This window comes from Corallococcus sicarius, assembly GCF_003611735.1.
In the GTDB taxonomy this organism is placed as follows: domain Bacteria; phylum Myxococcota; class Myxococcia; order Myxococcales; family Myxococcaceae; genus Corallococcus; species Corallococcus sicarius.
Map to the genome: position 1 here is coordinate 1 of NZ_RAWG01000318.1, position 11,146 is coordinate 11,146.

Sequence of the window (11,146 nt, forward strand, 5' to 3'; positions counted from 1 at the left end):
GGCCAGGAGGCAGGGGGGTGGGCTCGGCCGCGAGCAGCGCGGCCGTGGCCAGGACGAGGGACAGGCTCATAGTTCGTGCACGGGGAAACGGGCGCCCATGTCGGGCCAGTAGAGGGCCTCGCGCTTGCGGACGTCCTGGGGGGCGAGCTTCGCGAGCAACTCCTGCACCGTCACACCCAGCACCGGGTGCCGGACCTGCGGCGCCAGCTCCGCCAGCGGCTCCAGCGCGAAGCGGCGCTTGTGCAACTCCAGATGCGGCACCTGGAGGTTGGCGTCCGCGACGACGGAGCGCTCCTCCTCGTCCCACAGCAGGATGTCCAGGTCGATGATGCGCGGGCCCCAGCGCTGCAGGCGGTGACGGCCCAGGTCCTGCTCGATGCGCTGGAGGATGCACAGCAGGCGCTGCGGGGACAGGTCGCACTCCAGCGCCACCGCGGCGTTCAGGAAGCGCGGCTGCGCGGGGCCCACCGGGGCGGTGTCGTACAGCGACGAACAGCCGAGCACCGCCACCGCGTCGATGCACGACATGGCGGAGAGGGCCGCCACGAGGTGGGCCTCACGGTCGCCCTCGTTGGAACCCAGACCTACATAGACGGTCGCGCTCAAGGCTCCATCTCAACCGGGTTCACCAGGGTTCCGATTCCCTCCAGCTCCACCTCCACCGTGTCGCCGGCCACCAGCACGCCCACTCCGGACGGGGTGCCCGTGCTCACCAGGTCGCCGGGCAGCAGCGTCATGATGTGGGAGATGAAGGACACCAGCCGGGCAGGGCTGAACACCATGTCGGACGTGCGGCCATCCTGGCGCACCTGTCCGTTCACGCGGCACACCACCCGCAGGTCCGCCGGGGACAGCCCCGTCACGGCCCAGGGGCCCGCGCAGGCGAAGGTGTCGTAGCCCTTGGCGCGGGTGTGCTGGATTTCCTTGCGCTGGATGTCGCGCGCGGTGACGTCGTTGAAGGCGGTGAGGCCCCAGATGGCGCGCGCGGCGGTGGCCTCGTCGGCGTTCTTCACGCGCTCGCCAATGAGCAGCGCCAGCTCCGCCTCGTGGTGCACTTCCTGGCTCGCCTTGGGGATGCGGATGGGCGAACCCGGGCCGTTGAGCGCGGTGGACGGCTTGGTGAAGATGAGCGGTTCGGTGGGGACGGGCTTGCCCATCTCCTCCGCGTGCTTGCGGTAGTTCTGCCCGATGCAGACGACCTTGGACGCGTCCGACGGGACGAGCAGCGACAGGCCCTTGAGCGACCGGCGTAGCCCCGTCTCCTTGCCGCCGGCCCAGGGCGCGGCGGTGAGCACCACCACCTCGTTGCCGTCGACGCGGCCGTAGCTGGCGCGGCCCTCCACCTGGAAGCGGCAGTAACGGGCGGTCATGTCTTCCCCTGGAGGCCGAGCACGTCGGCCATGTCATAGAGCCCCGGCGCCCGGCCCGCCACCCACCGCGCGGCCCTCAGCGCCCCCAGCGCGAACTGGTCCCGGTTCGTCGCCCGGTGGGTGAGCTCGATGCGCTCCCCCTCGCCAAAGAAGTACACGGTGTGCTCGCCCACCACGTCTCCGCCGCGCAGCGCCTGCACGCCAATCTCACCCGGCGGTCGGGCGCCCGTCTGCCCCTCGCGCGCGAACGTGAGGTCCTCGCGCGTGCGCCCCAGCGCGTCCGCGAGCACCTCCGCCAACCTCAGCGCGGTGCCGCTGGGCGCGTCCTTCTTCATCCGGTGGTGCGCCTCCAGCACCTCCACGTCGAACGAGGGCCCCAGCACGCGCGCCAGCTCCGCCGCCATGCGGATGACCAGGTTCACGCCCACGGACATGTTGGGCGCCGCGACGATGGGCACCACCTTCGCGTGCGCCTGGAGCGCCGCGTGCGCTTCCGGCGTGAAGCCCGTGGAGCCCACCACCAGCGCCACGCCGCGCTCGGCGCACGCCCGCGCATGGGCGAGGCTTGCCTCCGCGCTGGTGAAGTCCACGACGACGTCCGCCTTCGCGGCGTCCAGCGCGCGGCCCAGGTCGTCCGCCACGGCCACGTCCAGCGCCGCGCCCAGCCTTGCCACGAGCCCCGCGTCCTGCCCCGCCGCCGGGCTGCCCGGACGCGCGGTGGCGCCCACCAGTTGGAGGTCGCTCGCGTCCCGCGCCAGGCGCAGGAGCGTGCTGCCCATGCGGCCGGTGATGCCGGTGATGACGGTGCGGGTCGCCATGTGCGTGCGTGCTCCCTAGCCCTTCAACAGCCCCAACCGCGCCAGTTCGTCCTTCAGCTTCGCGGCGTTCGCGCTGGCCATGGGCACGAGCGGCAGGCGGACCTCCGGACCGAACAGCCCCATCAGGTGCAGCGCCCACTTCACCGGGATGGGGTTGGACTCCACGAAGAGCAGCCGGTGCAGCGCGTTCATCCGCACCTGGAGCCCGCGCGCCTTCGCAAGGTCCCCACCGCGCGCCGCCGCCACCAGGTCCGCCATCATCCGCGGCGCCACGTTGGACGACACGGAGATGACGCCCCGGCCGCCGCACGCGATGAACGGGAGCACCGTGAAGTCGTCGCCGGACAGCAGCGTGAGCCGCTCGCCGCACAGCTCCACGAGGTCGATGGCGCGCGCGAGGCTGCCGGTGGCCTCCTTGAGCGCCACGACCTCCGGCACGTCGCACAGCTTGAGCACCGTCTCCGGCAGCAGGTCCACGCCCGTGCGGCCCGGCACGTTGTAGGCGATGAGCGGGAAGCCCGGGTGCGCCTTCGCGATGGCGCGGTAGTGCTCCACGAGCCCCGCCTGCGTGGGCTTGTTGTAGTAGGGCGTGACGATGAGCGCGCCGTCGGCGCCCTCCTCCCGCGCGCGGCGCACGGAGTCGATGGTTTCGCGGGTGTTGTTGCTGCCCGCACCCGCCACCACCGGAACGCGCCCCTTCACCTCGTCCACGACGACGGCGATGGCGCGCGCGCGCTCGTCCGCATCCAGGGTCACCGCTTCGCCGGTGGTGCCCATGGGCAGCAGCACGTTCGTGCCACCTTCGAGCTGGGCGCGGACGAGGGCGCGGAACGCCCCTTCATCCAGCGCCCCGTTCAAGAACGGAGTGGCCAGCGCCGTCATGGAGCCTTCGAAGGTCTTCATTCCGGCGCTTATACGTTCAGGCCCGCTCGCCGCGCCAGAGGTCCTCGACGCGCTCGCGCTCCCGGATGACACGCCACGCTTCCCCGTCCACCAGCACCTCGGCCGGCCGGGGGCGCGAGTTGTAGGTGGAAGCCATGCTCATCCCGTAAGCCCCGGCACTCATGAAGGCCACCAGGTCATCCTGGTGGGGCAGCACCAGGGGGCGAGCCTTCGCCAGCACGTCGGTGGATTCACACACCGGCCCCACGACGTCCACCTCCACGGCCCGGCCCCGGCGCTTCACCAGGGGCTGGATGGCGTGGTGCGCTTCGTAGAGGGCCGGGCGCAGCAGGTCGTTCATGCCCGCGTCCACCACCACGAAGGTGCGCGACGGCGTGGGCTTGCGGTACAGCACGCGCGTGAGCAGCACGCCCGCGTTGCCCACGAGCGCGCGGCCGGGCTCCAGCAGCAGCGTGGCCCCGGTGGCCTGCGTCGCGGCCAGCACCGTGCGCGCGTACTCCTGGGGGCTGGGCGGCGTCTCGTCCGAATAGGTGATGCCCAGCCCGCCGCCCACGTCCAGGTACTCCAGCGCGTGGCCCTGGGCCTTGAGCGCGACGTAGAGGTCCGCGACCTTGGTGATGGCGGCGCGCATGGGCGCCGTGCGCGTGAGCTGCGAGCCGATGTGGCAGTCCAGCCCCAGCGCCTTCACGCCCTTCATCTTCTTGGCGCGCGCGTAGAGGGTGAGGGCCTCCTCGAAGGGGACGCCGAACTTGGACGTCTTCAGGCCGGTGGAGATGTAGCGGTGCGTGCGCGCGTCCACGTCCGGGTTCACGCGCAGCGCGAACGGCGCGCGCTTGCCCAGCTTGCGCCCCACCGCGTCCAGCGCCTCCAGCTCCTCCCCGCTCTCCACGTTGAAGAGCAGGATGCCGGCGTCCAGCGCCTGGGCCATCTCGTCCGGCGTCTTGCCCACGCCCGCGAACACCGTCTTCGTGGGGTCGCCGCCCGCATGCCTCACGCGGGCCAGCTCCCCGCCGGACACGATGTCGAAGCCGCTGCCCACCCCCAGCCCCGCGAACAGCCGGAGGATGGCCAGGTTGGAGTTGGCCTTCACCGAGTAGCAGATGAGGTGCGGGTGGCCTTCGAACGCGTCCGTCACCTCGCGGAAGCGCTCCGTGAGGGCCCGGGCGGAGTAGACGTAGGTGGGCGTGCCCACCGCGTCCGCGATGGCCGACAGCGGAACGCCCTCCGCGTGCAGCACGCCCTTGCGGTACGGGAAGGCCGTCATGGCGCGAGCCCCCCGTCCAGGGCGGACGGCGGCACCGTGGGGCCGGAGGGCTCCACGGGTCCGCGCGGCGGCGCTTGCGGAGGCGCCGTCTCCGGGGTGGGCGCGGGCGGCGGCGCCGGACGGGGCGCGTGGGGGCTGCCCTTGATGCCACACGCCATGAGCGACAGCGTCAGGGCGGTGGCGACACACAACCGGGGAAGGAGTCCGCGCATGGCTAGAACTTGATGGCCAGCGTGCCACGCACGGCGTGCGCGGTGCTGAGGTCCTGCCCGGTATTGCCCAGGTCCTTCAGGCCGCTGAGCGGGAAGAGGATGCCGTAGTCGATGCCCGCCAGGAAGCCGTCCTCGGTGATGTAGCGCGCGCCGATGTCCGCCTCCAGGCCCAGGCCCCGGCTGACGGAGGACGGCGTGGACTCCGCGTAGAACGCCTGCGAGTAGATGACGCTGCCGAAGACGTCGAAGCCCTCCGCGATGGAGTACTTGAGGCCCGGCTTCACGTAGAACGCATCCGTGACGCCGTTGAGGATCGAGCGCCACAGGATGAGGTCCACGCGGTAGTCGCGGTTGAAGCGGAAGTTGCGGATGGCGTTGTCGCCGCAGCCGCCGGTGTCGCAGCTGTACTGGCGACCCTCGACGTCACCCGCGGTCGTGTTGCCGCCGGTGCCGGAGCCCGTGCGGCCCGGGTAGTTGCCGAAGCCCGGCGCCTTGTCACCGGACGCGAAGCCCAGCTCCACGCCCAGGTGCAGCTTGTTCTCGATGACGTGGAACTCCGTCTGGAGCACGCCGCCGAACTGCGCGATGCGCAGCGACTGGGCGGTGGGGTCGTTCGCCGTCAGCGCCCGCCCGTCGATGCTGCCCAGCTGCGCGGCGATCTCCGCCTCGATGCGGAACTTCTTCTCCGCGTACTTGAACCACAGGTCCGGCACGTACAGCGTGCCGCCGCGCGGGACGAAGGCCGGGGGGTTGGCGCCCGTGCCCGGGGAGACGTCCTCGAAGGGGGTGCCCGTCTCCGTGAGCGTCGCGTACCGCTGCGTGCGGTAGGTGAAGTACAGGCCGTAGTTGAGCACGCCCTGGTTGTTGTCCAGCTTGGCGCGCTGCTGCTGCTCGGTGTCGCGCCGCGCGATGGCCAGCACCAGGCTGTGGCTGTCGTCGGACTGGGTGAGGTCCACCGGCTCGCCGAGGGAATTGGCGCGCTCGGTGGAGAGCCCCTCCGCGTTGAAGTCGATCATCGGCGTGATGTACCAGCCGGCGAACGGCTCGGTGACGAACTGGATGCGGTCCACCGTGTCGCCGTAGTCGCAGTCCAGGCAGTTGCCGTCGTTGCGCAGCATGCCCACGCCCCAGTGGCTGCCCATGCGGCCGAAGCGCAGGATGCCCACCGGCGTCGTCACCTCACCGTACGCGCGCCGGACGTGGATGGAGTCCTTGAACGCGTTGACGGCGGAGTTGGACGGGGTCTGGTTCTCCGAGAAGAGCGTGAACGTGTTGCGCCCGTCCCCGCTGTAGGCGCTGTCCGGGTTGGAGCCCAGCAGGATGTTGTCCAGGGCGTCCACCTGCACCTTGACCCGCACGTCTTCAGAGACGTTGAAGGAGGGGTCCAGGCGGAAGCGCATGTTGGCGCCCGCCTGCGTCCGCTCCGCGGAGGTGCGCGGCGAGCGCGTCCAGAACTGACGGCCGGAGGGCGTGCCGGACGGCGGCGCGAACTTGCCCAGGTCGAACTTGTAGAAGAGCGTGGGGCGCACGCGCAGGTAGCCATCCAGCGTGAACAGCTCCAGCTTGCGCTTCTCCTCCGTCCACTCCTCCTGCCAGTCGCTGTTGTTGGCCACGGCCTGGGTGGCCGTCTGCGCGCGGATGTCCTCGCGCAGCTCCTGCCGGGTGGCCTCCAGCCGCTGCTCCAGCTCCTCGCGGCTCACCGCGCCGTCGTTTGAAGCAGGGGCCGCGGGGGCGGGAGGCGGAGCTTCGGCGGGGGCCGACTCCTGGGGTGCCGCGGCGGGCGTGCCACCATCAGGCACCGGCGTCTGCGCGGTGGCCGTGGACGAGGCGACGAGCAGCGCCGCCAGCAGGACGTGAGGCATGGTCAACGGTCTCCGGGGCCACGACATGACGTGGCCGGTTTCAAAGGGCGGGCGATTCAAGCCATGCCCCCCTGGGGTGTCAACGTCTACGGGATCGGGGCTTCGCTCCCTCAACGGCCTTTTGCAAGCCCTTCACGGTCTTTCTGGGGGCGACCGTCACTTTTGGGAGCGGCTGGCACACCGGACAGAAATGGGTGGTGCGCCCACCCTGTGTGAAGGACTCCACGGTCGTTCCGCACTTCGAGCACGGCCCCTTCGCCCGGCCATAGACGCGGAAGCGGTTCACCGACCCGCGCTCCTCCAGGTAGACGATGTCCTCGCCCTCCTGCTCCTTGAGGCCGAAGTCGAACGCGGCGTGGATGGCCTGCGCCAGGCGCTTCCACTCCTCCGGGGTGAGGGACGCGGGGGTGCGCGCCGGGTGTACGCCCGCGCGGAAGAGCGCCTCCGCCGCGTGGATGTTGCCCAGGCCCGCGATGCGCCCCTGGTCCATCAGGGCCACCTTCAGGTCCTGTTTCGAACCTCCCACCGCCTCCTGGAGCTGGGGTCCGGTGAGGCCGTCCGTCAGCGGGTCGCGGCCCAGGGCCTTCACCGCGGGCAGCTCCCACAGGCCCCGGGCCGGCACGGGCTCCATCCGGCCGAAGAGGCGTGGATCACTGAAGTGGACGACGTGGCCGTCCTCCAGGTGGAAGCGGGCGCGGCTGTAGGGGACGGCCTCGCCCTCCTTGCGGCGCACGAACTTGCCCGTCATGCCCAGGTGGGCCATCAGGCCGTGGCCGCCCTCCAGGGTGAGCAGCAGGTACTTGCCCTTGCGCTCCACGGCCTCCACGCGGCCGGTGAGGCGGGCGAAGTGCGGCAGCTCCGCGCCCCGGAAGATGCGGGTGGCGTCCGCTTCCGCGCGCACGACGCGGTGGCCCTGGAACCAGCGCACCAGGTTGCGCCGGGCGATCTCCACTTCCGGTAGCTCAGGCATCCTGCCGGGGCACATAGCACCGCTCCCCCGCCGCGCGCATTCCCGGGCCCTCCTTCCGGCCGTTGGAAGACAGCCCGCCATGCGGGGCTTGCCCGGGGGGAGCCGGCGTGAGTACGAGGGGCGGGATACGTCAGCACCTCGCCGCGAACCTCGCAGAGAAGGGACGAACTGCCCATGCAACGGATGATCACCGCAATCCTGGCCCTCACCCTGGCCTCAGGCCTCACCACGGGATGCACGAAGCAGCGCGTGGGCGCGGAGAAGGCAATCGCCCAGGTGTTCATCTCCGACGAACAGGAGAACCAGCTGGGCCTCCAGGTGAAGAAGGAGCTGGAGACGAAGGAGAACATCAAATACGTGCAGGACCCGGCGGTGCTGGACTACGTGCGCAGCATCTCCGCGCCCCTCCTCGCGCAGGCCAACAAGGACCGCTCCGGGGTGAAGTGGAAGGTCAACGTCATTGACGACCCCAAGCAGGTCAACGCCTTCGCCACGCCGGGCGGCTTCCTCTACGTCTACACGGGCCTGCTGCTCGCGGCGGACACCGAGGCGGAGCTGGCGGGCGTGATGGCGCACGAGGCGGGCCACGTGGTGGGCCGGCACTCGGCGCGCGCGATGGTGAACGCCTACGGCCTGCAGACCATCACCCAGGTGGCGCTGGGCCAGAACCCGGGCACCGCCGCGCAGATCGCCGCGCAGCTGGCGGGTGGCGGCCTGCAGCTGGCGCACGGGCGCAGCGAGGAGACGGAGGCCGACGAGTACGGCGCGAGGTACGCCGCCGGGGCCGGGTTCGATCCGCGCGGCCTCATCACCTTCTTCCAGAAGCTCCAGCAGCTGCAGGGCTCGCAGCCCGCGGTGCTCAAGTGGCTCTCCACGCACCCCACGAACCAGGACCGCATCGCGCACCTGCAGAAGATCATCTCGCAGCAGGGGCTCACCGGCGGCCGCAACGCTCCGGGCGGGCTGCCGGCCATCAAGGCCAAGCTGGCCAAGTAGGCCCGGTGCTCGGCGGTGCCCCGCCCGGGCGGAGCGTCAGTGCACGGGCGGGATGTCGCCGCCTTCCGGCAGCAGGCCGGGGGGCTCCGGATCCTTGCCCTGCGCCACCCGGCGCCGCCTGCGGAACAGGGCCAGCCGCGTCTTCTGGGCGCTGGCGGCGCTCTTGGCCGCGCCGGGCGTCTTGAGCGGCGGTTCCAGGGGCGCGGGCTGACCGAAGTCGCGCGCGCCCTTGGCCTTCCCCAGCACGGAGGCGTGCTCGAGGATGGCGTTGAGCTCCCCACCGAGGATGAAGATGAGCCCGGTGATGTAGAGCCACAGCAGCAGCACCACCACGCCACCGATGGAGCCGTAGGTGACGTCGTACTTGCCGAAGTGCTCCACGTACTGGGTGAAGCCCCAGGTGCTGCCCAGCCACGCCAGGGTGCCAATCGTCGAACCCGGGGTGATGTACTTGAAGCGCTGGCGCACGTCCGGCAGCAGGTAGTAGCAGAGCGACAGCATCAGCATCACCAGGCCCGCGGTGAACGGCCAGCGCAGCCAGGACCAGACGAGGTGGAACTCGTCGATGAGCGCCAGCTTGTCCGCCGCCCACGCGCCCACGCGTCCGCCCAGCAGCAGGATGGCGAAGGACAGCGGAATCAGCAGCGTGCCGATGAGCGTCACCGACAGCGCCAGCCCCTGCGTCTTCCAGTAGGGCCGCGACTCCGGCACGTCGTACGCCAGGTTGAGCGCCTTGCGCAGGGCGTCCACGCCGCGCGACGAGGACCACAGCGCGACGAGCAGACCCACCGTGAGCAGCTTGGGCCGCGTCTCGCCGACGAGCGACGTCAGGTGCTGGCTCATCACGCCCAGCGCGTCGCCGGGCACGAGCGGACGGATGCGGTCCATCATCGCGTCCACCGCGCCGGGCGCGAACGGCAGGTACGCCACCAGCGTGACGAGGAAGAACAGGAACGGGAACAGCGAGAAGATGAAGTAGTAGGACAGCTGCGCCGCCACGTCGGTGACGGTGTCCTCTTCAATCTCCTTCCAGAAGCGCCTGCCGAACTCCCTCCACGTCAGGTACTTGAGCCGTGGCAGCCCCATGCGGTTCCCCCTCCGGGTCTGTGGGGAGCCAATGTGGGAACGGTCCGGCCATTCGGCAGCAGGCAACCGGCCGAGCGCTCGCGGCGGAGACCGTCGAGTGTTGGCCGCTAGACGACCCCGGAGGGCAGGTAGCGGCCCAGCAGGGGGCGCAGGCGGGCGCGCACGTCGGCGGGGATGCGGGCGCGGTCGGTGACGATGGCCAGCGCGAGCGCGCTGTCACAGCGGCACCGGGCCGCGGTGCCCGCGATGCGGGGCAGCGCGCGGCGCAGGAGGGCGGCGCCGTGGGCGGTGACGGCGTCCAGGCGCTGGGCGAGTTGCGGCAGGAGCGCCTCGGGCTCCTGGCCCACGGGCTGGGGGCGCCAGGAGTCGTGGTCGGTGGGCAGCGCGATGAGGGCGTAGTGCAGCTCCGCCTCGCGGGCGAGCCGGGCCTCGGGCATGGCGGTGAGGCCCACGAGGTCGCAGCCCCAGGTGCGGTACAGCTGGCTCTCCGCCTGGGTGCTGAGCGAGGGGCCTTCGATGCAGACGTAGGTGCCGGTCGGGTGCACCACGGTGTCGCCCAGACTGCCTGCGTCCGTGAGCGTCTGGCGCAGGGTGGCGCAGAAGGGCTGGGCCAGCTCCACGTGTACGGCGACGTCGTCGTAGAAGGTGCAGGGGCGGCGGTAGGTCCGGTCGATGACCTGATCCGGCAGGACGAGCTGGAGCGGCTGGATGTGCTCGCGCAGGGAGCCCACGGTGCCGGTGGCGAGCACGTGGGTGACGCCCAGCATCTTCAGGGCGAAGAGGTTGGCGCGGTACGGGGAGCGGGTGGCGTTGTGGACGTGGCCCTGGCCGTGGCGGGAGACGAAGACGACGGGGACGCCCTCCAGCTCCGTGGCGACGAGGGGCGAGCTGTGGGGGCCGAAGGGCGTCTCCACGCCCAGGTGTTCGCCCCGGCCCTGGAGCCCCAGGGCCTGGTAGAGGGCCTGGCCCCCGATGATGCCCACCTTGACCGCCGGCATGCGTCTCCTCTCGCCCGGGCGCCGGGCGTGGAGCTGACGATATCGCGGGGGCCTCCCCCGGGAAGCGCGGAAGACTGGTAGCTTTCACATTTGCCATGCGTCTTCTTCCGCGCCTCTTCGCCTTCACCGTCCTCTTCAGCACCTCCGCCCTGGCCGCCCCCATCCCACCGGGATGCGAGGAGGACGCCATCGCGTGCAAGGAGGACTGCACCATCGAGTACGGCGGCAACGGCCGCGCCATCCGCAAGCTGGCGCGCTGCTTCGAGGGCTGCACGGACCAGCGCACCCAGTGCACCCGGAAGTTCAACGCGGTGAACGGCCGCGCGCCGGACGCCCCGGAGGCCGCGCCCGAGCGCAGGAACTCCAAGACGGAGGCCGCGAAGCTGCGCGAAATCGAGGAGAAGGACCGCAAGCGCGACGACGACCCGTTCGGCGACGAGGACAACAAGCCGGTGCGCGAGCGCCCCGCGCGCGACGCCTACGACGACCCGCCGGAGCCGCCCCCGGAGCGCAAGGGCTACCGCGCGTCGGACGCCGAGGCCGAGAAGAAGCCCTCGAGGGGCGCCTCCAGCGCGCCGCCGCGCCAGACGGCCTCCGTGCCGGCCCGCGCCGCGGAGCCGCCTCCCGCGCGTACGCCGCCCCCGCCCTCGCCCGCCGTGGCCCCTAC

Annotated in this window: 11 protein-coding genes and 1 pseudogene; 2 read left to right on the forward strand and 10 right to left on the reverse strand. The window is 71.4% G+C overall.

Annotation, left to right across the window (positions count from 1 at the left end):
- Positions 1 to 66: 66 nt before the first annotated feature.
- The 8 genes from folK to mutM form a co-directional block, all read right to left on the reverse strand.
- Positions 67 to 606, reverse strand: coding sequence for a 2-amino-4-hydroxy-6-hydroxymethyldihydropteridine diphosphokinase (folK, locus tag D7X12_RS33770; RefSeq protein ID WP_120629333.1), 540 nt, complete (start codon positions 604 to 606; stop codon positions 67 to 69).
- Entirely contained in the window at positions 603 to 1,370 is a 768-nt protein-coding gene (locus D7X12_RS33775) for a fumarylacetoacetate hydrolase family protein (RefSeq protein ID WP_120614488.1), read from the reverse strand. Before D7X12_RS33775 ends, folK begins: the two co-directional genes overlap by 4 nt.
- The gene (gene dapB / locus D7X12_RS33780; RefSeq protein ID WP_120629334.1) at positions 1,367 to 2,188 is read right to left on the reverse strand and encodes a 4-hydroxy-tetrahydrodipicolinate reductase; all 822 of its coding nucleotides are present in this window, start codon (positions 2,186 to 2,188) and stop codon (positions 1,367 to 1,369) included. The genes D7X12_RS33775 and dapB overlap by 4 nt, the downstream gene beginning before the upstream one ends.
- A 15-nt stretch (positions 2,189 to 2,203) precedes the next feature.
- Complete coding sequence (dapA, locus tag D7X12_RS33785) at positions 2,204 to 3,091, reverse strand: 4-hydroxy-tetrahydrodipicolinate synthase (protein WP_120629335.1); 888 nt, start codon at positions 3,089 to 3,091, stop codon at positions 2,204 to 2,206.
- 16 nt (positions 3,092 to 3,107) lie between these two features.
- Positions 3,108 to 4,355 carry a diaminopimelate decarboxylase gene (lysA, locus tag D7X12_RS33790; RefSeq protein WP_120629336.1) on the reverse strand — a complete coding sequence of 416 codons (1,248 nt, stop codon included), beginning with the start codon at positions 4,353 to 4,355 and terminating at the stop codon, positions 3,108 to 3,110.
- The gene (locus tag D7X12_RS33795; RefSeq protein WP_120629337.1) at positions 4,352 to 4,567 is read right to left on the reverse strand and encodes a hypothetical protein; all 216 of its coding nucleotides are present in this window, start codon (positions 4,565 to 4,567) and stop codon (positions 4,352 to 4,354) included. Before D7X12_RS33795 ends, lysA begins: the two co-directional genes overlap by 4 nt.
- A gap of 2 nt (positions 4,568 to 4,569) precedes the next feature.
- Positions 4,570 to 6,429: a TIGR04551 family protein gene (locus tag D7X12_RS33800; protein WP_244224944.1), complete on the reverse strand. Its 1,860-nt coding sequence runs from the start codon at positions 6,427 to 6,429 to the stop codon at positions 4,570 to 4,572.
- 79 nt (positions 6,430 to 6,508) lie between these two features.
- Positions 6,509 to 7,399 carry a bifunctional DNA-formamidopyrimidine glycosylase/DNA-(apurinic or apyrimidinic site) lyase gene (mutM, locus tag D7X12_RS33805; protein WP_120629339.1) on the reverse strand — a complete coding sequence of 297 codons (891 nt, stop codon included), beginning with the start codon at positions 7,397 to 7,399 and terminating at the stop codon, positions 6,509 to 6,511.
- A gap of 174 nt (positions 7,400 to 7,573) precedes the next feature.
- On the opposite strand from mutM, the gene D7X12_RS33810 reads away from it, so the two are divergent.
- Positions 7,574 to 8,395 carry a M48 family metallopeptidase gene (locus D7X12_RS33810; RefSeq protein ID WP_120629340.1) on the forward strand — a complete coding sequence of 274 codons (822 nt, stop codon included), beginning with the start codon at positions 7,574 to 7,576 and terminating at the stop codon, positions 8,393 to 8,395.
- A gap of 36 nt (positions 8,396 to 8,431) precedes the next feature.
- Here D7X12_RS33810 and D7X12_RS33815 read toward each other — a convergent pair whose 3' ends face one another.
- Both D7X12_RS33815 and D7X12_RS33820 read right to left on the reverse strand, forming a co-directional pair.
- On the reverse strand, positions 8,432 to 9,481 hold the full coding sequence (locus D7X12_RS33815) for a YihY/virulence factor BrkB family protein (protein ID WP_120629341.1): 1,050 nt from the start codon (positions 9,479 to 9,481) through the stop codon (positions 8,432 to 8,434).
- A gap of 107 nt (positions 9,482 to 9,588) precedes the next feature.
- Positions 9,589 to 10,479, reverse strand: a complete 891-nt coding sequence (locus D7X12_RS33820) for an MTAP family purine nucleoside phosphorylase (protein ID WP_120629342.1) — start codon at positions 10,477 to 10,479, stop codon at positions 9,589 to 9,591.
- Between the two features lie 95 nt (positions 10,480 to 10,574).
- Between D7X12_RS33820 and D7X12_RS33825 the strand changes: the two are divergent.
- A pseudogene (locus D7X12_RS33825) lies at positions 10,575 to 11,146 on the forward strand (hypothetical protein); the annotation flags it as partial.